Origin of the sequence: Solimonas sp. SE-A11 (assembly GCF_030345715.1) — a bacterium.
In the GTDB taxonomy this organism is placed as follows: domain Bacteria; phylum Pseudomonadota; class Gammaproteobacteria; order Nevskiales; family Nevskiaceae; genus Solimonas_A.
On record NZ_JAUASX010000001.1, the window covers coordinates 623,072 to 644,347 of the forward strand.

Below are 21,276 nucleotides of genomic sequence, written 5' to 3' on the forward strand. Positions count from 1 at the left end.
TCCAGGGGATTCGTCGAGGCATCATATTCGATCACAAACCTGATGAAACAATCAGATATATAAGCCTATTGCCAAGGGGCTCTCCGTCCTGGGAGCCCCGCAGGGTGATCCCGCCGGCATCAGAACTGATAGCGCGCGAAGAACTGCAGGTAGTCGCGGTCGCGCAGCAGGTTGTAGCGCCCGCCGCCGGTGAACCAGGTGTAGCCCACGGTGAACGACAGCGCGTCCTGGTAGCGCGTCTCCAACAGCAGGTCGGCCTGCTTGCGTCCCTCCACGAAGTTGCCGCCGGGGCCGGGCGAGGTGCCGCGCACATCCTGCGCCCAGAAGATCGACGGCCGCAGGCTGATCGAGGGCAGCACGCTTTCGTAGCTGAGCATCCCGATCACGCGGTAGCCCCAGGAGAAGCCGTCGGCGAAGCCCGAGAGTTCCTCCTGGTGTGGATTGAAGCGGATGCCGTCGGCGCCATGGCTGCAGGCCGGGTTCAGCGAGCAGGCCTGGCGCGAGCCGTCCGCGCCGGAACCGTCCGCCCCGGCGCTGGCGTGGTAGTCGGTGCCCGGTGCTTCCAACTGGAGTTGGTCCAGTGCCGGCATGTCCGGTACCCAGGTCGCGCCCCATTCCGTGACCAGGATGACCTGGTCGGCGCCGAAGGGATTGTCCTGCGGGCCGTAGACGCGTGTGGTGCCGAGATTGAACTGGTAGACGTCGAAGCGTTCGTAGCCGCGCAGGTAGCAGTCGATCCCCGGCCGGTAGTCCGCCGCGCTCATACCGGCCGCGCAGGGCGGGTTCTCACCCACCGCGCCGCCACGGTAGGCGGTGACGAAGCTGGGGAAGGCGCGCGCCGAACCCGGGACATGGCCGATGCCGACGTTGATCAAGTCCGGGTAGGGCGTGGCGCCGCCGGCATCGACGAAATCGCTGGAGCCGTAATTGGTGGCCTGACCGTCCTCGCCGTAGCCGATGCCCAGGTTTAGCAACTGTGCCGATCCGGCGCAGCCGAGCCTGCGGTCATGGCAACGCGTCAGAGTGGGGCCGAAGGCGGCAAAGGCCAGGTCCTGCAGGTCCACCTGCAGCGGCAGGTTGGGGCGGTAGGCCACCTCGCCCTGGATGGCGAACTCGCCCACGGTGGTGTTGAAGCTCAGGCCGATCAGGCGGATGTCCTCCGGGTATTCCAGCTGGAAGCGCGCGCTGTCCAGCGTCGCGGCGCTGTCGGTGGCCTGGCTGGCGGACTCGCCCGGATGCGTCAGCGCATGCAGGAAGGGGATGTCCGGACAAGCGGCGAGGAAGCTCACCAGGTCGCGTGCGTCGATGCCAAGCGGGTTGCCCTCGCGGCGCGCACAACTGGCCTGCGTCGCGTAGAAGCTGCCGATCGGCAGGCGTGAGTGGTAGTTCATGAAGTACGCGCCCAGCTCCACGCCGTTGCCCAGCGATTCCAGGTAGTACTTCAGCGCCACGCCGAACTGCCCGGCGTCGCGCGGCTCCGCGTCACGCAGGCGCTGGATCGTTGAGCTGGTGTTGCTCAGGCCCGTCAGCGGCGAGTCCAGCGGCACGGCGAGGCGCTCCGGGTCCTCGGCCACGCCGCCGGTGCTGGTGTTGACCGTATTCACGGCATTGCCGGTGCCGACGTCGAGCTCGGAGAAGTAGCTGCCGGGCGCATGAATCTCCACGTTTCGCCACTCCAGCTGGTAGAAAACCTCCACCGTGGTGTCGTCGAAAGGCTCGAAGCTGGCGAACATCATCCCCACCGGCGTGAAGACCTCCTCCACCGTGCGGCCGATGCGGTAGAAGTTGTTGGCATTCACCGGATTGGCCTGGTTGAGGCTGTTCAGCGCCAGCGTCGTGCTTTCACCCCAGTTCACCACCTGCCGTCCCAGCTTCAGCGTCAGCCGCCGGTCGTCCCACAGCGGCAACTGCGTGAACAGCACCGCATCCAGCCATTGCAGGTCGCTGCCGATCTGCCGCAGCGTCTCGCCGTCGCTGCGGCGGTTGCGCACCACGCCGCCGGGTCCGTAGACCCGGCGCGTGCCGTCCTCCGCTGGCTGACCCCAGGGGCGGCTGGCGATCAGGCCGGTGAAGAGCGACACCGGGTTGGCCAGCAGCGTGGCCAGGTCCGGCGCCGGCAGCGGTGCCGAGGGCACCGTGCGGCCGACCTGTGCGGCATTGCCGGAGGTGATGCGGTTGGGGTGGTACTCGCGGAAATCGTCGTTGACCAGGTCATGGAAGAACAGCACGCGGCCGAAGAAGCCGAAGTCGCCGAAGCTTAGCGTCAGGTCGCTGGTCACCTTGAGCGGCGCCGCGAACAGTTCGCCGCGATCGTAGTTGAGGTTGCCGTCGTCGTTGTTGATCGACGCGGCGCCCGGCGCGGCCACCAGGCGCTGGGCGGGGTGGACCTGGTTGCGGAACAGCCCCTGGCAGCTCTGGTAGGCACCATTGGGGCCGGTGCAGACCTGTGGATCGAGATTGGCCTTGCCGACCAGGTCGCTGGACCGGTCCTGCATGCGCAGGCCCGCCCCGAGCGTGATGCTGGTGTTGAGCACCGCGTTGATCGCCTCGCCATCGCCGAGCGGCAGGTCGAAGCCCAGCGCGTATACCGACGGCGGCATCGTGAGCGCCGCCAGCAGCGGCAGGATACGCAGGCCTGGGCGGATCATGCCTGGGTGCTCCCCGTGTGATGCGCTTGCGGCAAGCCAGCCGGCGCCGGACCCTGCAGCAGCACCAGCGACTCGTCCACCAGGCGCGCGGCCTCGTCGGCGGGTCCGTCGTGCAGCACCACCCGGTCAGGGCGCAGTACCACCAGCCAGCCGAAGGGCGCAGCGCCGGGCAGCAGTGCGCCGGTGAGATCCTCGGCAGCATCGTCGCCGCGATGCAGCGACTGGCTGCGGTGGCAGATCTGCAGCATGCGTCCGCCGGCGGCAGTCCAGGCGCGACACCGCTGCTCATCGAGCTGGTGGTGCGGATGCAGGCCGAAACCCAGCAGTACCGGGCCGTCGCCGAGCAGGTCGTCGCTCAGTCGTATCCGTCCCTGGGCATCGCGCACCCAGCCCTGCGGCAACTGTCCGCCACGTGGCAGGCGTCCGCCACCGCGCGCGAACAGGCCCTTGTCGAAACGGTTCTTGGGCTTGATGCCGAGATCGTCGAGCAGCCTGCGCAGCGGCGGCAGCAGGCGGATCAGCCGCACCGTGCCATGCGTCAGGATCGCCACCAGCGCATTGCGCGGCATCACCATGCGACCCATCAGCTTGGCCAGGCCAATCATGGCTCTGGCATGCGGGCGCCGCTCCTGGTCGTAGCTGTCGAGGATGGCGGGCGTCGCACGGCCCTGGACGACGGCGGCGAGTTTCCAGCAGAGGTTCGCGGCATCGCGCAGGCCCGCCACCAGCCCCTGCCCGACGAAGGGCGGCGTGATGTGCGCGGCATCGCCCGCCAGGAACACGCGGCCGCGGCTGAAGCGCTCGCAGCAGCGCGCGTGGAAGCGGTATACCGCGCGCCGCTCGATCTTCATCTGGCCCGGCTCGCCCCAGGGCCGGAGCAGCTCGCCGATGCGCGCGTCGCTCTCCATCTGCTCGCGTGTCTCGCCCGGGGCCAGCATGAATTCCCAGCGCTCGCGCCGGCCGGGAGCCGGCATGTGCGGGATCGGCCGCCGCGGATCGCAGATGAACTCGATGTGGTCGATTGGCCGGGGCACGTCGAGTGCGTCGACGATCAGCCAGTCCTCCGGATAGGTGGCTCCACCAAAGTCCTGGCCGATGCTGCGGCGCACGAAGGACGCGGCACCGTCGGCACCCACCACGAACCCGGCCCGCAGGCGGCGCTCCACGCCGGAGGCGTCGCGCAGGCGGGCGGTCACGCCGCCGCCGTCGTCGACCAGTTCCAGCAGTTCCACGCCGCAGGCGGTCTGCACCATGGCCTGCGCGTCCACCAGGCGGCGCAGAGCCGCCTCCAGCGCCGGCTGGTAGAAGGTCACCAGCTTGGCGTGGCCGTCGATGGCGCCCGCGCTGTTCACCTGGCCGAACTGGCCGACGTAGGGCGAGTGCATGCGCACCTGCGGGATCGCCACGCGCTCGAAGGCCTGCTCGTCCAGCCCCACCATCTGCAGGATGCGCAGCGCCTCGTTGTCCAGGGCGATGGCGCGCGGCTGCGTGAGGATGTCCGGGGCCTTGTCGATGATCAGCGTGCGTACCCCGTAGCGTCCGAGCAGGCAGCCGATGGCGGCCCCCACCGGCCCGTAGCCGACCACGAGTACGCAAACCTGCTCGGGCAGGTCCTGGAGGAGGGAAGGAGGATGGCTCATGGAGGGTCCGTGGTTGGAGCGGAAGGGGCCGTCAGACCTGCAGCGGCGCAAGCCAGCGCCGCAGCAGGCTCCAGCTTTGCTGGCGGTCTTCGCGGCGGTAGCGCAGCAGGCGCGAGATCTGTTGCTCGACGGCGCCGGCGACCTGCTCGCGCAGTGCCCAGGCGGCGGCCGGATCGTCGTGAAGCCCGCGCAGCGACGTGGTGGCAATGCGCGGGCCGAAGCCGAAGTAGTAGCGCTGCGGCCGCGGCAGCAGGCTGGGCCCCAGGCCGCGCACCAGCGGCGGGATCATGTCGCCCCCGCGTGTCAGCGACTCCAGCGGCAATTGCCGCGACAGCCAGCGCCAGGCGCGCGAGTCCTGAACGTCGTTGGCGTCCAGCAGGATGCGGTAGCTCTCGTCAGGGCCGACCGAGCCGAACGGGATGATGTCGTAGCCGTGCTCGATCGCCAGCCGCGCGAAGCCGCTGCGCCGCTTCCAGATCAGCCGATAGGCCTCGCCGCGCCGGCGCATCACCTCGCGGCCGCCGCCGGGGAACACCAGCACGTGCTCGCCGGCGCGCATCAGCGCCGCACAGTTCTCCGGCGTGCCCAGCACCATGCCGTTGCGCGCCAGGAACTCGCCCCAGTACGGCACCTGGAAATGTCCGCGGTCGCCGAGGCCGCGGAGCATCACGCCGTACTGCGTGTAGAGGTGCTCGATCATCAGCGGCGCGTCGGTCAGGCCGAACAGCGTGTGGTTGCCGACGAACAGCGCGGGGCGCCGCAGGTCCAGCTCCCACAAGCCGAGGAACTCCGGCAGGAACCAGCGGCGCGCCAGTGCGAAATAGCGCCGCATCTGCTGGGGAGAAGGCGGCGTGAACGGCGGCAGGACGGGCAGGGCGGGATCGTGCATGGCACATCGGGATGACGGGATGGCGCCGGAGATTAGATCAATATCTCATAATTGACAAGTTTATCAGTTATAGATAATGTCATCATCAGACAGCCCGAGGAGCAGCCGATGACCGCAGCGGTCCAGAGCCCGATGACCACGCCCCAGCCCGCGCGCCACCCGGCGCCGACGGCCCGGGCCTGCGCGCTGGCCCACCTGGTGTTCGAGCGTCCCGACCTGCAGCGCGCCCAGCGCTTCCTGGAGGACTTCGGCCTGCAGGTGGCCAGCCGCAGCGAGGATCTGCTGCTGATGCGCGGCACCGGCAGTTCGCCGTACTGCTACCGCGTGCATCGCGGTCCCCAGGCGCGCTTCGTCGGCCTAGGCCTGCGCGTGGAGAGCCGTGCGGAACTGGAGCGTCTGTCGCGCCTGCCCGATGCCGGCCCGATCCGCCCGTCCTCCCATCCTGGCGGCGGCGAGTGCGTGGATCTGACCGATCCTTCTGGGTTCCGGGTCGAGGTACTGGCGGGCCAGGCTGCGGCCGCAGAGCTGCCGCACCGCGGCCCGATCCACTTCAACCTCCCCGGCGAGCCGCGCCGCGTGAACGCCACCCAGCGTCCGGCGGTGCAGCCGCCGGAGGTGCTGCGGCTCGGCCATGTGGTGATCGAAGTGGCCGACTACCAGGCCACCAGCGCCTGGTACACGCAGCACCTCGGCCTGATCCCCAGCGACGTGCAGTTGCTGCCCGACGGCTCCCCGGCGGTGTGCTTCTTCCGTCTCGACCTCGGCGACACCCCGGCCGATCACCACACCCTGGCGATGGCCCAGGGCTTCGCGCCGCTGTACAGCCACAGCGCCTTCGAGGTGCTCGACGCCGACGCCATCGGCATGGGCCAGCGCGTGCTGCGCGAGCGCGGCTGGCGCCATGCCTGGGGTATCGGCCGGCACATCCTGGGCAGCCAGATCTTCGACTACTGGCAGGACCCCTGGGGCGACAAGCACGAGCATTACTGCGACGGCGACCTGTTCACCGCCTCGCGGCCCACCGGCTATCACCCGGTGAGCCGCGAAGCCATGGCGCAATGGGGGCCGCCGATGCCGGCCAGCTTCACCAAGCCCCGGCTGAACCCGGCCAACATCGCCGCGCTGTTGCGCAACCTGCGGCGCAGTCCGGACCTGTCGCTGCGCAAGCTCATCACGCTGGCCCGGCTGTTCGGCTAGCCAGCAGGCCATGTCGTTCAGTCGCCGAGAGCTGCTCAAGGCCAGCCTGTCGCTGGGCCTGGGTGCCGTGGCGCTGCCGGCCGTGTCCAGGACTTCCTTCCAACCGGGCCCCGGCCCGCAAACACTGCAACGAGAACCGACCATGACCGTCAATGTCGTCCGCTACGAGCACCAGGCCCGTATCCACTGGGGCGTGATCCGCGAGGACCGCGTCACGCCGGTGCCCGGCGAGTACCCGACCACCGGGGATTTCATCCGCGCGCACAGCGTCACCTCGCTCCAGGGCCTCGGCGGCGACAGCCTGGATCGCGCGTCGCTGCGCCTGCTGTCGCCGGTGACCGGCAACCAGCAGTTCGTCTGCCAGGGCGCCAATTACCGCCAGCACATGATCGAATCCGGCATGAACCCGGACGTGAAGACCTTCAACATGATCTTCACCAAGGCATCCAGCTGCATCGTGCCGGCCGACAGCGACGTGGTGCGCCCGCGCGTCGTGCAGTTCCTGGACTACGAGATCGAGCTGGGCCTGGTGCTGCGCAAGGCCATCCGCGGGCCGGTACAGGTGACCGATGCCAACCTGCACGAGTACGTCGCCGGCGTGGTGATCGTCAACGACTACTCCGCGCGCGACGTGCAGATACCGCAGATGCAGTTCTACAAGGGCAAGAGCTTCCGGACCTTTGGCCCGGTGGGTCCGCACCTGACCCTGCTCGATGCCGGCAGCATCGGCCAGTTGCGCCAGCTGCAGCTGCGGCTCAGCGTCAACGGCGAAGTGCGCCAGCAGGACAGCACCGCCAACCTGGTCTACGGACCGGCCGAGACGCTCACTGAGCTGTCCGGCGTGCAGGACCTCGAGCCCGGCGATCTGCTGGCCACCGGCACGCCGGCGGGCTGCGCGCTGTCGATCCCGTCGCCGGCCAAGCAGAAGATCGGCGCCTTGCTGCCCGAGAAGAAGAAGTGGGAGATATTCATGAAGGTGCAGGCGGGGCGCAGCCAGTACCTCAAGCCCGGTGACGTCGTCGAGGCCAGCATCCGCAGCGCCGACGGCCGCGTAGACCTGGGCCTGCAGCGCAACCGCATCGTCGCCGGAGCCTGACGCCGATGCAGGGGATCGCCACGCTCGCCGACGTCGAGTCTCTGGAGGCCGCCGGCCTACCCGCGGACCTGCCGCCCAGCACCTACGAGATGATCGCGCGCGGCGCGCGCATCGACCCGGACGCGCCGGCGCTGAGCTTCTTCCTCTCTGTGGCCGAGCATCGCCGCCCGGAGGTCTGGAGCTACCGCGCGCTGCTGGCCGACATCAACCGCTGCGCCAACTTCTTCCACGGCCTTGGAGTAAGGCAGGACAGCGTCATCGCCTTCGTGCTGCCCAACCTGCCGGAGACGCACTTCGTCATCTGGGGCGGAGAAGCCTCCGGCATCGTCTTCGCCGTCAATCCGCTGCTCGAGCCCCCGGCCATCGCCGAGCTGCTCAATGCCGCCAGCGCCAGCGTGCTGGTGACCCTGGCACCGTTTCCCGGCACCGATCTCTGGCCCAAGATCGCGGCCATCCTGCCGCAGTTGCCCGCTCTGAAGCACCTGGTCCTGGTGAACCTGGCCGACCGGGTGCGCGGTCCCAGGGGCCTGGTGGCGCGCCTGCTGCAGAAGCGCGAGGCACGCCGGCAGCACGGCCCGCGCGGCGTCGCCTCGGTACTGCCGCCGTCCCTGCGGCTGCATGACTTCGGTCGTGGCCTGCGCCGCCAGCAGGGCGCGTCGCTGGACAGCGGCCGCCGCATCGCGGCCAGCGACATCTCCTCCTACTTCTGCACCGGCGGCACCACCGGCCTGCCCAAGATCGCGGTACGCCGCCATGGCAACGAGGTCGCCAATGCCTGGAGCGCGGGCCAGTTCCTCGGCGACGGCATCGGCCGCGGCAAGGTGGCCTTCTGCGGCCTGCCGCTGTTCCACGTCAACGGCGTGCTGGTCACCGGGCTGCTGCCGTTTTCGCGCGGCGCCCACGTGATCCTCGGCACGCCGCAGGGATATCGCGGCCCTGGCCTGGTGCCGCGCTTCTGGGAGGTGGTGGAGCGCCACCGCGTCAATTTCTTCAGTGGCGTGCCTACCCTGTACGCCGGCCTGCTGCAGGTGCCCACCGCGGGCCATGATCTGCGCTCGCTGGAGTACGGCCTTTGCGGCGCCGCGCCGATGCCGGTGGAAGTGTTCCGCAGCTTCCAGGAGCGCAGCGGCATCCGCATTCTCGAAGGCTACGGGCTGACCGAGGCGACCTGCGTCAGCAGCGTCAACCCGCCGCTGGGCGACCGCCGCATCGGCTCCATCGGCCTGCGCGTTCCCGGCCAGGCCATGAAGGCGGTACTGCTCGACGACGACGGCGCCTACCGCCGCGACTGCGAATGCGGCGAGGTCGGCGTGCTGCTGGTCTGCGGCCCTAACGTCTTCGAAGGCTACCGCCTGCCGGAGCAGAACAAGGGGCTGTGGGTGGACTGCGGCGACGGCCGGCGCTGGCTCAACACCGGCGACCTGGCCCGGCAGGACGCCGAGGGCTACTTCTATCTCACCGGCCGCAAGAAGGAACTGATCATCCGCGGCGGCCACAACATCGACCCGCTGACCATCGAGGAGCCGCTGCACCGCCATCCGGCCGTGGAGATCGCCGCCGCCGTCGGCCGGCCGGACGCCCACGCCGGCGAGCTGCCGGTGGCCTACGTGCAACTGCGCGCCGGGGCCAGCGCCAGCGAGGCGGAGCTCGCCGAGTTCCTGCGCCGCGAGATCGCCGAGCGCGCCGCGCTGCCGCGGCAGGTGCGCATCATCGACACCATGCCGCTCACCGCGGTCGGCAAGATCTTCAAGCCTGCCCTGAAGCTGCGCGAGACCCGCGACGCGCTGGAGACAGCGTTGCGCGAGGCTGGCATCGCCTGGCGCGAGCTGGCCGTGGCTGACGACAAGTCGCGGGGCCTGGTGGTGACGTTGCGCCTCGGCGAGGGTGCCTCGCCCGAGGCGGCGCGCCAGGTGCTGGGACGCTTCCCGTTCTTCTTCACCGTGGATTGAGGCCATCACATGCAAGGCAAGGCGGCGGTGATCAGCGGCGGCTCCTCCGGCATCGGCCGCGCGATGGTGGCCTGGCTCGATGCACAGGGCTGGACCGTCCATACCTGTGGGCGCGACCTCGCGAAGCGCCCGGCGGAACAGCGCCTCGCCCTGCGGGCCGGCCAGTATGTCGCCGGGCATCGGCGATGCCGACGGGGCTGCTGCGCTGCCTGCCACGGTTTTCCTCCTGGCGACATCGGTCCGGGGAACAGACCTGTGCGGACCGTAGCGGCCAGGAAAGCATGTTCTGCAGCGTCAAAACCTACTGCCACCTGTGCATAAGTCGCAGGCGGCAGCCTCCGCCCGACAGTCGGGCGCCGTCGTCAGCCCAGGCTGCCCTCAGGAAGCGCGCAGGCGCCGCGTGCGAAAGGTGTTCCAGCCGTTTTCCACCATGCCGATGGCAAAGGCCTGCAGGCCCGACTCGCGCGGCCGCGGATTGCGGCCCTCGCCCATGCGGCGCAGCTGGCGCGTGTACCAGGCCACTTCCATCAGCGCCATTCGGTCCACCATGCCGATGCCGGTGCTGATCGGCTTGATCTCTTCGCGCGGGTCCTCGCCGCGCATCAGGCGCGCCGGCAGGTCCGGCTCCACCGCCAGCAGGCGGCCCAGGCCGATGAAGTCGATGGCGCCGCTGTCCAGCGCCTGCGCCATCCCCGACAGCGAGCGGAAACCGCCGGTCAGCATCAGCGGCAGCTTCACCGCCGCGCGCACCTTCTCGGCGAACTCCATGAAGTAGGCCTCGCGCGCCACCGTGCTGGCCTTGCGCTCGATGCCAGTCATCGCCGGCGCCTCGTAGGTACCGCCGGAAATCTCCACCAGGTCGATGCCGGCCTCGGCCAGCGCGCGGATCGCGTCCAGCGACTCGTCCTCGGTGAAGCCGCCACGCTGGAAGTCCGCAGAGTTCAGCTTGATGCCGATGGGAAAATCCTTGCCCACCTGGCGGCGCATCTCGGCCAGCACCTCCAGCACGAAGCGGCGGCGGTTCTCCGCACTGCCCCCCCACTGGTCCTCGCGGCGGTTGTGGTGCGGCGACAGGAACTGGCTCACCAGGTAGCCGTGCGCACCGTGGATCTGCACGCCGGTGAAGCCCGCCTTCTTGGCAATACGCGCCGTGTTGCCGAAGCGCTGGATCAGTTCGCGAATCTCCGCGTCGGTCAGCTCGCGCGGTGTCGAGAAGAAGGCCGCCATGTCCGGGCGGAAGCCGATCGCCGAGGGCGACACCGTCTCGCGGTGGAGCCCGCGCGGCGACTGCTTGCCCGGGTGGTTGATCTGCATCCACAGCTGGCCGCCGCGGCGCGTGCCCGCCGCCGCCCAGCGCCGTAGCGCCGGCAGGTCAGACTCGTCCTCGATCACCACGTTGCCCGGCTCGCCCAGCGCGCGCCGGTCGATCATCACGTTGCCGGTGATGCACAACCCGATGCCGCCATCGGCCCAGCGCGCATACAGCCGCTCCAGGCGTTCGGTCGGGCGGTTGTCCATCGTTCCCAGCGCCTCGCTCATCGCGGACTTGGATAGCCGGTTGGGCACCACCACGCCATTGGGCAGGCGGAAGGACTGGGCCAGCGTCTGGGCGGGCGACTTGGGAGCGGTCTTGGCAGTGGTCTTGGGGCGGGAGGCCATGGGATGGGCTCGATGGAATAGGGAGTGCGTGCAGGGTAGGGAGCTATCGCGGCTCCTGCCAGCGCCGCACATGCAGGCGGGCCTGTCGGGGAAGCCAAGATTTTAAATTGCAAAATATGATATTAATCAATATAAATTCACAATCACCGCCACCAATCCGGCGTGCGTCGGCCGTGGCGGGTTATGCCGCCGGCCTCATGGTCGGCTCATTTCCGGGGCTCGCGCCGCGCCGGTGGTCCGGAGTCAGGGCTGCCCGGCCTCGTCCAGCGCCTTGAGCACCGCCGCATCGTCGGCGTGCTTCCGGCGCAGCGCCGCCACGTCGTCCTCCAGCGCCCCGCAGCGCAGCTCTGTCATCGTCGCGTTGATGCGCTTGTCGTGCTCGGACTGGTCGCCGTTGAACTCGCCGGCAAAATGCGTGCACTGCGCCACGCGTTCCACCAGCGCCGATGCATCCGCCGGCAGGCGCGGCGCCGCCTGGCCGGTCTCGTGCGCGATCCGCGTATCCAGGCCCATCGCTCCGGCGGCGCGCAGGCCGCTGCCCTTGACCCAGCCGCTGGTCATCTCGCCCCGGTCGTTGTACTGCACCGAATACCAGCCCTTCCACTCGTTGTAGGCGGTCAGCGCGCTGTCGCGCTGCACCGAGACCCTGGTCGCGCAGCCGCGGTCCGGTATGCGGTGGAAGTACAGTTGCTTGGGCGCGGTGACGATCATGCGTTGCACCGGCCGGATCGCCGACTGCTCCTTCTCCACGCGCTTGGGCAGTTTGTCGCAATGCGGGGCCGCAAGGGCGGCAGCGGGCAGCAGCAGCGCCGCCATCAGCAGTAGGGCTTTCATGGCCCGACTATAGCGCCCGGGTTCAGGGCGCGCGCGGCGCCGTGGCCAGTACCGGCTGGCAGGTTTCCCAGAGGATGCTCCAGGCCTCGCGCTCCTGCGCCTCGGCGCGCTGTCGGTCGCGCGGCTTCATCTGTTCCGCACCTCGGCGATATGCACGGCTCAGCTCATATTGCAGGAGCGCCGAGCGGATCTGCCGGCCGCGCCAAGGGTGCACCTGCGGGGCCACCTCGCGGCAGCGCTGCACCAGCATGTGTGCCGGCACGAAGCTGGGTTGCTGCGGGCGCGGCTGAGGTTGCGGCGCCGGCGGGGGGGGGCAGCGGGTCGCGCAGGCCCCCAGCAGCAGGGCAGGCAACAGGATCGTCAGGCGGCGGAGCAGGCGCATGCCCCCGCCGTTGCAGGAATCGTTCCGCATCAGCTTTCGAAGGACTGGATCAACTGCTCGCGCAGCCACAGGTTGGCGGGTTCCTGGTCCACGTTGGCATGCCAGTAGAGATAGGCGTCGAGCATCGGCACGGACAGAGGGAAGGGCAGGATACGGTTGTTGTACTGGCGGTTGGCGATGCGCGCATAGCTTTCCGGCATGGTCAGTACCAGGTCGGTCAGGCTCACCACGCGGCAGGCAGCGAAGTAATGCTGGCAGCGCAGGCGCACGCGGCGCTCCACCCCGAGCCGGCTCAGCTCCACGTCCTCCAGCCCCGGCCCGCTGCGGCGCGAGCTGACCAAGATATGGTCCTGGCGCAGGTAGGTCTCCATGTCCATGCCCTCGCCGAAGGCCGGATGATCCGCGCGCACGATCACCACCAGCGGATCGGCGGCGATGCGGATGCGGCGGATGTTGTCGGACAGCGGCAGCAGCGTATCGATCGCCGCGTCCACCGTGCCGGCCGCCAGTTCCGCCTCCAGGTCGCGCCGGTCCACGCGCACGGTGTTCACCGCGATCAGCGGCGCCGTCTCGGTGATGCGGCGCATCAATACCGGCAGCAGGGTCGCCTCCAGCACGTCGCGCACGGAGAGGGTGAAGCGCCGCTCCGTGCTGGCCGGGTCGAAGCGCGCCACTTCGTTGAGGGTGATCTCCAGGCCGCGCAGCGAGCGCCGTACCGGCTCGATCAGGCTGCGTGCCAGGGGCGTCGGAACCATGGCGCGGCCATCGCGTTCGAACAGCGGGTCGCCGAACATGTCGCGCAGGCGCCCCAGGGCATGGCTGATCGCCGGCTGGGTCAGGTTGAGCTTGCGGCTGGCGCGGGTGATCCCGCCCTCCGTATAGATCGCGTCCAGCACCACGAACAGGTTCAGGTCGATCCGGTTCAGATTCATTTCATTTATGGACGCTGATTCAATCTATTCATTTGAATGATTGTAGGGGGGCTCCTAAGCTGCCGGCAATCCAGAAACGGTGACCCATGGGCCAGATCTTCCTTGTGCGGCATGGCCAGGCGTCCTTCGGCGCGGCCGACTACGACCAGCTTTCCGACCTGGGCTACGAGCAGTCGCGGCTGTTGGGTGCCTGGTTCAAGCAGAGTGGCCTGAGCTTCGACCGCGTGGTGGTGGGCGGCATGAAGCGCCACCGCCAGACCGCCGAGGCCTGCCTGGGCGCCCTCGGCGCCGCCCCCCCGGAGTCCGAGTGGCTGGTCGACGCCGGCCTGGAGGAATACGACCACGTGCAGATGCTCAACGTCGCCCGGCCGGACCTGCAGGAGAAGGCCGCCATGGGCGGCTACCTGAAGCAGTTCGAGAACCCGCGCCGTGCCTTCCAGCGCCTGTTCGAGGACGCCATGATCCGCTGGATGAGCGGCCAGCACGACGCCGAGTACCGCGAGAGCTGGGCCGGCTTCCGTGGCCGCTGCGTCGGCGCCGCGCGCCGCGTGCTGGCCGACACCGACAAGTCGCGCCGCGCCGTGGTCTTCACCTCCGGCGGGCCGATTTCCGCCATCGCCCAGGAACTGTTCGGCCTCACCGAGGCGCGCACCGCGGCGCTGAACTGGACCGTGGTCAACAGCGCCGTCACCAAGCTGTTGCACAGCCCCGGCCAGCTGACCATCAGCTACCTGAATGCCTACCCGCACCTGGAACAGACGCGGGATCCCAAGAACATCACTTACCGTTGAGGACACCCGCATGAATCCCACCGAACTGTTCAGCCTCAAGGGCAAGATCGCCCTGGTCACCGGCGCCAGCCGCGGCATCGGCGAGAGCATCGCCAAGACCCTGGCGGGTGCCGGCGCGCACGTGATCATCTCCAGCCGCAAGCTGCCGGACTGCGAGCGCGTGGTCGGCGAGATCCGCGCCGCCGGCGGCAGCGCCGAGGCCATCGCCTGCCACATCGGCGAGATGGCGCAGATCGACGCGATCTTCGCGCAGATCGAGCAGCAGCACGGCCGCCTCGACATCCTCATCAACAACGCCGCCGCCAATCCCTACTTCGGCCCGATCCAGGACACCGACCTCGGCGCCTTCCAGAAGACCCTGGACGTCAACATCCGCGGCTACTTCTTCATGTCCTCCAAGGGCGTGAAGCTGATGGCGAAGAATGGCGGCGGCAGCATCGTCAACGTCGCCTCGGTCAACGGTGTCATCCCCGGCCCGGCGCAGGGCATCTACTCCATCACCAAGGCCGCGGTCATCTCCATGACCCAGGCCTTCGCCCGTGAATGCGCCCCGCAGAAGGTGCGCGTCAACGCCCTGCTGCCGGGCTTCACCGACACCAAGTTCGCCGCCACCCTGGTGCAGAACAAGCAGATCGTCACCAAAGTGCTGGAGCACGTGCCGATGAATCGCGTGGCGCAGCCCGACGAGATGGCCGGCGCCGTGCTGTACCTGGTGTCGCCCGCCGCCAGCTACACCACCGGCGTCGCGCTCAACGTCGACGGCGGTTACCTCGTCGCATGAAGACGCTCGCCGGCAAGGTCGCCGTCATCACCGGCGCGGGCAGCGGCTTCGGCCGCGAACTGGCGCTGCTCTGCGCCCAGGAAGGCATGCGCCTGTCCCTTGCCGACGTGGACGAAAAGGGCCTGGAAGCCACCCGCGACCTGCTGCCCGCCGGCACCGCCGCCCTGCTGCAGCGCTGCGACGTCTCGCAGGGCTGGCAGGTGCAGCAGCTCGCCGATCGCACCTACGCCGAGTACGGCAGTGCGCAACTGCTGTTCAACAACGCCGGCGTCGCCGTGGCCGGCCCCACCTGGACCACCACCGAGCAGGACTGGGAGTGGGTGCTGGGCGTCAACCTGATGGGCGTGGTCCACGGCATCCGCAACTTCGTGCCGCGCATGCTCAAGCAGGGCGACGAGTGCCACATCGTCAACACCGCCTCGGTCGCCGGCCTGCTGGCCGTTCCGGCCTCCAGCGTCTACTGCGTCAGCAAGCACGGCGTGGTGGTGATGTCGGAGTGCCTGCACCACGAACTGCAGGCGGCGAGCGCGCAGATCGGCGTCTCCGTGCTGTGCCCGGCCTACGTCAACACCGGCATCGCGGATGCCGCACGCAACCGCCCGGGTGAACTGGCCGACGCCAATCCCGAGGCCGCGGCCTACGAGGAGCGCGTCCGCCAGGCGGTGAAGAAGGGCAAGATCAGCGCCGCCGACGTGGCGCGCATCACGATCGATGCGGTGAAGGAAAACCGCTTTTATATTCTGACTCACCCGGCCATCAAGCCGGCCGTGGAGATGCGCCTGCGCGACATCGTCGACGGCGGCCAGCCGCGGAATCCGATGCCGTGAGCAGCACCCTGGACCATCCACCGTTCGCCCTGAGCCCGCCGAAGGGTGAACGGGCGCAACGCACCCGCAGTCACCAGCCGATCACGCTTCGACAGGCTCAGCACGAACGGCACCCCACTGGAGGAATAAAAGAATGAAAGCCCTGATCTGCAATCAATGGGCGCCGCCCGAGGCGCTGGTGCTGGAAGACCGTCCCGATCCGACGCCGGGCGACAATGACGCCGTGGTGCGCGTGCATGCCGCCGGCGTCAATTTCCCAGACACCCTGATCGTGCAGGGCAAGTACCAATTCAAGCCCGAGTTCCCGTTCTCGCCGGGCGGCGAGTGCGCCGGCGTGATCGAGTCGGTCGGCGCCAAGGTCAAGCACGTCAAGCCGGGCGACAAGGTCATCTGCTTCACCGGCTGGGGCGCCTTCGCCCAACTGGTTGTGGCCGACGCCCGCGCCGTGCTGCCGATGCCTGAAGGGCTGGACTTCGTCACCGCGTCGTCCTTCGTGATGACCTACGCCACCTCGTACCACGCCCTCAAGGACCGCGCGAAGCTCAAGGCCGGCGAGACCCTGCTGGTGCTGGGTGCTTCCGGCGGCGTCGGCCTGGCGGCCATCGAGATCGGCAAGGTGCTGGGCGCGCGCGTCATCGCCGCCGCCTCCAGCGCCGAGAAGCTGGCGGTGTGCAAGGAACACGGCGCCGATGAGCTGATCGACTACAGCAAGGAAGACCTCAAGGAGCGCCTCAAGGCGATCACCGGGGGCAAGGGCGTAGACGTCACCTACGACCCGGTCGGCGGCCCCTACACCGAGGTGGCGCTACGCAGCACCGCCTGGCGCGGACGCCTGCTGGTGATCGGCTTCGCCAATGGCGAGATTCCCAAGATCCCCATCAACCTCGCCCTGCTCAAGGGCTGCGACATCGTCGGCGTGTTCTGGGGCGACTACGCCAAACGCGAGCCGATGAACAACCTCGCCGATCTGCGCGTGCTGATCGGTTGGCTCAAGGAAGGCAAGCTCAAGCCGCACATCGCCGGCACCTATCCGCTGTCGCGCGGCGCCGAGGCCATCCGCCTGCTGATGGACCGTCGCGTGTCCGGCAAGATCGTTGTCACCCCGCAGGAGATCTGAGCGTGTCGGACCAGAAGGATTTCACCGGTACCATGCCGGTACAGGAAAAGCACCAGTTCGACGCCGCCGCCCTCGAGAGCTACCTGGCGAAGAACGTCGAGGGCTTCGCAGGCCCACTGACGGTAGAGCAGTTCAAGGGCGGGCAGTCCAACCCCACCTACAAGCTGATCACGCCGAACAGGAAGTACGTGCTGCGCCGCAAGCCACCCGGCAAGCTGCTGGCCTCGGCCCATGCCGTGGACCGCGAGTACAAGGTCATCAGCGCCCTGGCCAGCACCGACGTGCCGGTGGCCAAGACCTACGTCCTCTGCGAGGACGACAACATCATCGGCACGCCGTTCTACGTCATGGACTGCGTGGAAGGCCGCATCATGTGGGACCCGTCCTTGCCGGACTCCACGCCCGAGCAGCGCCGCGCCATCTTCCAGGAGATGAACCGCGTGATGGCCGCCCTGCACAAGGTGGACTACCAGGCCGTGGGCCTGGGCGACTACGGCAAGCCTGGCAACTACTTTGCGCGCCAGATCGACCGCTGGAGCAAGCAGTACCGCGCCTCCGAGACCGAGAAGATCGAGGCCTTCGACCAGTTGATAGAATGGCTGCCGGCCAACATCCCGGCCGGTGACGAGACCAGCGTGGTCCACGGCGACTACCGCCTGGACAACATGATCTTCCACCCCACCGAGCCACGCGTGCTGGCCGTGCTCGACTGGGAGCTGTCCACGCTGGGCCATCCCCTGGCCGACTTCTCCTACCACTGCATGACCTGGCACATCCCCAAGGGCGTGTTCCGCGGCCTGGCCGGCTACAAGCTGGCCGAGCTGGGCATCCCGAGCGAGGCCGAGCACGTCGCCGCCTACTGCGAGCGCATCGGCCGCGGCCCGATCCCGCAGAACGACTGGGACTTCTATATCGCCTACAACCTGTTCCGCCTCGGCGCGATCCTGCAGGGCATCGCCGGCCGCGTGAAGGACGGCACCGCCGCCAGCAAGCAGGCCGCCGCGATGGGCGCCGCCGCCCGTCCGCTGGCCGAGATGGCCTGGCAGAAGGTGCAGCAGATACAGAAGCGGAAGTAAGCACGACAGCACCCCTCGCCCGCGTGCGGGAGAGGGGAAGGGGAGAGGGTTTCTGTAATTCCCGCAAGTATTACAGAGCCCTCTCTCCCGACCTCTCTCCCGTCAACGGGAGAGAGGAGACCAGACGACGAGGAGATACCCAGATGGATTTCGAATACTCGCAAAAAGTGAAGGACCTGCAGGCCCGCCTCAACGCCTTCATGGACCAGTACATCTATCCCAATGAGAAGAAGTTCCTGGAGCAGGTCGCCGAGGGCGACCGCTGGCAGCCCACCGCGATCATCGAGGAGATGAAGGCCAAGGCCAAGGAAGCCGGGCTGTGGAACCTGTTCCTGCCCGAATCCTCGCGGGGTGCCGGCCTCACCAACCTGGAGTACGCGCCGCTCTGCGAGATCATGGGCCGCGTGATCTGGGCGCCGGAAGTGTTCAACTGCTCCGCCCCCGACACCGGCAACATGGAAGTGCTGGAGCGCTACGGCAGCGAGGAGCACAAGAAGCAGTGGCTGGAGCCGCTGCTGCGCGGCGAAATCCGCTCCGCCTTCGCCATGACCGAGCCGGGCGTGGCCTCCTCGGACGCCACCAACATCGCCAGCTCCATCGTGCGTGACGGCGACGAGTACGTCATCAACGGCCGCAAGTGGTGGACCTCCGGCGCCAACGATCCGCGCTGCAAGATCTTCATCTTCATGGGCAAGACTGACCCGGACAACCCGAGCCGCCACAGCCAGCAGTCGATGATCCTGGTGCCGCGCGACACCCCAGGCGTCAAGATCCTGCGCCACCTGCCGGTGTTCGGCTACGACGACGCCCCGCACGGCCACGCCGAGATCCTGTTCGAGAACGTGCGCGTGCCGGCCTCCAACATGCTGCTGGGCGAGGGCCGTGGCTTCGAGATCGCCCAGGGCCGCCTCGGCCCGGGCCGCATCCACCACTGCATGCGCCTGATCGGCCTGGCCGAGCGCGCGCTGGAGAAGATGTGCCAGCGTGCGCTGACGCGCACCGCCTTCGGCAAGCCGGTGGCGGCGCAGACCGTGACCCTGGAGCGCATCGCCGAGGCCCGCATCCAGATCGACTCCGCGCGCCTGCTGACGCTGAAGGCCGCGTACATGATGGACACCGTGGGCAACAAGATCGCCGCCAAGGAGATCGCCATGATCAAGGTAGCGGCGCCGCTGATGGCCTGCCAGGTGATCGACTGGGCCATCCAGGTCCACGGCGCCGGCGGCGTCAGCGACGATTTCGGCCTGTCCTACGCCTACGCCCAGGCCCGCACCCTGCGCCTGGCCGACGGCCCGGACGAGGTGCACCGCAACGCTATCGGCAAGATGGAACTGGGGCGCTACGTGCCCAAGGACGCGATGGCGGCCTACACCTCCTCGCGGGCGAAGAAGTAGGCGTAAAGCCTTGTGGCGGGAATCCGCTCGTACTGCGACCCGCCCAGTACGAGGGGATTCCCGGGCCTGACTGCAAGGACGCGGCGCAACCCTCAAGGAGCGAACCATGAACGCATTCGACTTCGAAGTGGCCCGAAAGGATCTGCGCCAGTGCCGCCTCGCCGAGTCCATGCTGCAGGAACTGCAGGACGGCCAGGTGCTGCTGCGCATCGAGCGCTTCGCGCTCACCGCCAACAACGTCACCTACGGCGTGTTCGGTGACGCCATGCAGTACTGGCAGTTCTTCCCGGCGGCCGAGGGCTGGGGGCGCATTCCGGTCTGGGGCTTCGCCCGCGTGGAGCGCTCGCGCTGCGAGGGCATCGCCGAGGGCGAGCGGGTCTACGGCTATCTGCCCATGTCCTCGCACCTGCTGGTGCAGCCGGGTCGCATCGGCGAGACCTCCTTCATGGACGCCATGCCGCATCGCCGCGCGCTGCCCGCCGCCTACCAGCTCTATCGCCGCGTCTCCAGGGATCCGGCGCATGACACGGGGCAGGAGGACGAGCAGGCCCTGCTGTCGCCGCTCTACATCACGTCCTTCCTGATCGAGGACTTCCTCGCCGACAACGGTCTCTTCGGCGGCCGCTCGGTGGTCATCGCCAGCGCCTCCAGCAAGACCGCATTGGGCGTGGCGCAGCGCCTGTCGCTGAACCGCCCGCAGTCCTGCGAGGTGATCGGCCTGACCTCGGCGCGCAACCGCGCGTTCTGCGAGCAGCTCGGCCACTACGACCGCGTGATCGGCTATGACGCACTGGAATCCCTGCCGGCGGACATGGCCAGCGTCTACGTCGACATGTCCGGCGACGGCGGCCTACTGTCGCGCGTGCATCACCATTTCAAGGACGCGCTGAAGCACAGCTGCATCGTCGGCGCCACGCACTGGGAAGAGCGCCAGACCCAGCATGCATTGCCGGGCGCCAAGCCGCAGTTCTTCTTCGCGCCGGGCCAGATCAAGAAGCGCACGCAGGACTGGGGCCCCGGCGGCATCGACCAGCGCTTCGCTCTCGCCTGGGCCGAGTTCCTGCCGCCGCTGCGCCGCTGGCTGCGCGTGCAGCACAGCAGCCCGGCGCAGTGGGAAGCCGCCTGGCGCAAAGTGCTGGAAGGCCGTGCCGCGCCGCAAGCGGGTCACATCCTGGAGGCCTGAAATGCTCGCCGCCACTCTCGACAGCCTGATCAACCGCTCGCTTTCCGCGCCGGACACCTCCGGCTGGCCGGCCGGCACGCGCCTGGTCGACACCCGCATCGGCCGCCTGCGCGTGTTCGACACCGGCGGCAAGGGCCCGGTGGTGCTGATGGTGCCGGATGGCCCCAATGTCATCGAGCACCACGCCGCGGTGATCGAGCGGCTGCGCCCCTATGCGCGCGTGGTCTGCTTCGACCTGCCGGGCTTCGGCCATTCGAAGCCCGCGCTGGCCTACGGCCATCGCCTGCAGGACGGTGCTGGCGCCGTGCTGGCGGTGATGGACGAGCTGGACATCCGCGAGGCCGCGCTGCATTTCTCCTGCGCCAACGGCCTCTACGCCATCGCCGCCGCCAAGGCCGCGCCGCATCGCATCCGCCGCCTGTTGCTGTGCCAGACCCCGTCGATGCCGGCCATGCGCGCCTGGACGCAGAAGAACGTGCCCAAGCCGCTGCAGGTGCCGGTGGTAGGGCAGTTGCTGATGCGTGCCTCGCGCCGCCGCTTCGCCAGCGTGTGGTATGGCATCGCCCTGCCGGACCGCTCGCGCTTCGATGAATTCCTGGCGCCCGCGGATCACTCGCTGACGCATGGCGGCTGCTTCTGCCTGGCCGGTGTCGTGCAGGGCCTGTCGCAGGCCCGGGACGGCGAGCTGGACGGCGTGAAGACGCCGACGCTGCTGGTCTGGGGCGAGCGCGACCGCAGCCACCTCCGCACCTCGCCCGATTCATTGCAGGAGCTGCTGCCGCAGGCCCGCGTCGAGCGCTTCGCCGACTGCGGCCATTTCCCCGATCTCGAACAACCACAGCGCTACGCCGAACTGGCGCTGGCCACCCTCAACGCCTGAA

General features: G+C 68.7%; 18 protein-coding genes. 11 read left to right on the forward strand and 7 right to left on the reverse strand.

Annotated elements, in window-relative coordinates; genetic code table 11:
• Window positions 1-119: 119 nt before the first annotated feature.
• Genes QT386_RS03055 through QT386_RS03065 form a run of 3 tightly spaced genes read right to left on the reverse strand, consistent with a single transcriptional unit; the run spans window position 120 to window position 5,177 of the window.
• The gene (locus QT386_RS03055; protein ID WP_289272263.1) at window positions 120-2,648 is read right to left on the reverse strand and encodes a DUF1302 domain-containing protein; all 2,529 of its coding nucleotides are present in this window, start codon (window positions 2,646-2,648) and stop codon (window positions 120-122) included.
• Entirely contained in the window at window positions 2,645-4,288 is a 1,644-nt protein-coding gene (locus QT386_RS03060; protein ID WP_289272264.1) for a bifunctional 3-(3-hydroxy-phenyl)propionate/3-hydroxycinnamic acid hydroxylase, read from the reverse strand. The genes QT386_RS03055 and QT386_RS03060 overlap by 4 nt, the downstream gene beginning before the upstream one ends.
• A gap of 31 nt (window positions 4,289-4,319) precedes the next feature.
• Window positions 4,320-5,177: a lysophospholipid acyltransferase family protein gene (locus QT386_RS03065; protein ID WP_289272265.1), complete on the reverse strand. Its 858-nt coding sequence runs from the start codon at window positions 5,175-5,177 to the stop codon at window positions 4,320-4,322.
• Between the two features lie 108 nt (window positions 5,178-5,285).
• On the opposite strand from QT386_RS03065, the gene QT386_RS03070 reads away from it, so the two are divergent.
• The 3 genes from QT386_RS03070 to QT386_RS03080 all read left to right on the forward strand — a co-directional run bounded on the left by QT386_RS03070 (window position 5,286) and on the right by QT386_RS03080 (window position 9,419).
• On the forward strand, window positions 5,286-6,374 hold the full coding sequence (locus QT386_RS03070; protein ID WP_289272266.1) for a VOC family protein: 1,089 nt from the start codon (window positions 5,286-5,288) through the stop codon (window positions 6,372-6,374).
• A gap of 142 nt (window positions 6,375-6,516) precedes the next feature.
• Window positions 6,517-7,470: a fumarylacetoacetate hydrolase family protein gene (locus QT386_RS03075; protein WP_367401379.1), complete on the forward strand. Its 954-nt coding sequence runs from the start codon at window positions 6,517-6,519 to the stop codon at window positions 7,468-7,470.
• Window positions 7,471-7,475: 5 nt separating this feature from the next.
• On the forward strand, window positions 7,476-9,419 hold the full coding sequence (locus QT386_RS03080; protein WP_289272268.1) for an acyl-CoA synthetase: 1,944 nt from the start codon (window positions 7,476-7,478) through the stop codon (window positions 9,417-9,419).
• Between the two features lie 378 nt (window positions 9,420-9,797).
• Here the strand turns inward: QT386_RS03080 and QT386_RS03085 are convergent, their stop codons facing one another.
• From QT386_RS03085 to QT386_RS03100, 4 genes are all read right to left on the reverse strand, one after another.
• On the reverse strand, window positions 9,798-11,078 hold the full coding sequence (locus QT386_RS03085) for an NADH:flavin oxidoreductase/NADH oxidase family protein (RefSeq protein WP_289272269.1): 1,281 nt from the start codon (window positions 11,076-11,078) through the stop codon (window positions 9,798-9,800).
• Window positions 11,079-11,321: 243 nt separating this feature from the next.
• Entirely contained in the window at window positions 11,322-11,912 is a 591-nt protein-coding gene (locus QT386_RS03090; protein ID WP_289272270.1) for a hypothetical protein, read from the reverse strand.
• Between the two features lie 22 nt (window positions 11,913-11,934).
• The gene (locus QT386_RS03095) at window positions 11,935-12,324 is read right to left on the reverse strand and encodes a hypothetical protein (protein WP_289272271.1); all 390 of its coding nucleotides are present in this window, start codon (window positions 12,322-12,324) and stop codon (window positions 11,935-11,937) included.
• Window positions 12,324-13,226 carry a LysR family transcriptional regulator gene (locus QT386_RS03100; RefSeq protein WP_289272272.1) on the reverse strand — a complete coding sequence of 301 codons (903 nt, stop codon included), beginning with the start codon at window positions 13,224-13,226 and terminating at the stop codon, window positions 12,324-12,326. The genes QT386_RS03095 and QT386_RS03100 overlap by 1 nt, the downstream gene beginning before the upstream one ends.
• Before the next feature lie 86 nt (window positions 13,227-13,312).
• Here QT386_RS03100 and QT386_RS03105 point away from each other — a divergent pair, with 86 nt between their 5' ends.
• The 8 genes from QT386_RS03105 (at window position 13,313) to QT386_RS03140 (ending at window position 21,275) form a co-directional block, all read left to right on the forward strand.
• Window positions 13,313-14,017 (forward strand): histidine phosphatase family protein, encoded by a 705-nt coding sequence (locus tag QT386_RS03105; RefSeq protein WP_289272273.1) that lies wholly within the window; start codon window positions 13,313-13,315, stop codon window positions 14,015-14,017.
• A gap of 10 nt (window positions 14,018-14,027) precedes the next feature.
• Window positions 14,028-14,798, forward strand: a complete 771-nt coding sequence (locus QT386_RS03110; RefSeq protein WP_289272274.1) for an SDR family oxidoreductase — start codon at window positions 14,028-14,030, stop codon at window positions 14,796-14,798.
• Window positions 14,795-15,625: an SDR family NAD(P)-dependent oxidoreductase gene (locus QT386_RS03115; protein WP_289272275.1), complete on the forward strand. Its 831-nt coding sequence runs from the start codon at window positions 14,795-14,797 to the stop codon at window positions 15,623-15,625. The genes QT386_RS03110 and QT386_RS03115 overlap by 4 nt, the downstream gene beginning before the upstream one ends.
• A 133-nt stretch (window positions 15,626-15,758) precedes the next feature.
• Window positions 15,759-16,742 carry an NADPH:quinone oxidoreductase family protein gene (locus QT386_RS03120; RefSeq protein ID WP_289272276.1) on the forward strand — a complete coding sequence of 328 codons (984 nt, stop codon included), beginning with the start codon at window positions 15,759-15,761 and terminating at the stop codon, window positions 16,740-16,742.
• Window positions 16,739-17,818, forward strand: coding sequence for a phosphotransferase (locus tag QT386_RS03125; protein WP_367401380.1), 1,080 nt, complete (start codon window positions 16,739-16,741; stop codon window positions 17,816-17,818). The genes QT386_RS03120 and QT386_RS03125 overlap by 4 nt, the downstream gene beginning before the upstream one ends.
• A 143-nt stretch (window positions 17,819-17,961) precedes the next feature.
• On the forward strand, window positions 17,962-19,212 hold the full coding sequence (locus tag QT386_RS03130) for an acyl-CoA dehydrogenase (protein ID WP_289272278.1): 1,251 nt from the start codon (window positions 17,962-17,964) through the stop codon (window positions 19,210-19,212).
• Between the two features lie 106 nt (window positions 19,213-19,318).
• Window positions 19,319-20,395: a DUF2855 family protein gene (locus QT386_RS03135; protein WP_289272279.1), complete on the forward strand. Its 1,077-nt coding sequence runs from the start codon at window positions 19,319-19,321 to the stop codon at window positions 20,393-20,395.
• A 1-nt stretch (window position 20,396) separates the two neighbouring features.
• The gene (locus QT386_RS03140; RefSeq protein ID WP_289272280.1) at window positions 20,397-21,275 is read left to right on the forward strand and encodes an alpha/beta fold hydrolase; all 879 of its coding nucleotides are present in this window, start codon (window positions 20,397-20,399) and stop codon (window positions 21,273-21,275) included.
• Window position 21,276: the final 1 nt, after the last annotated feature.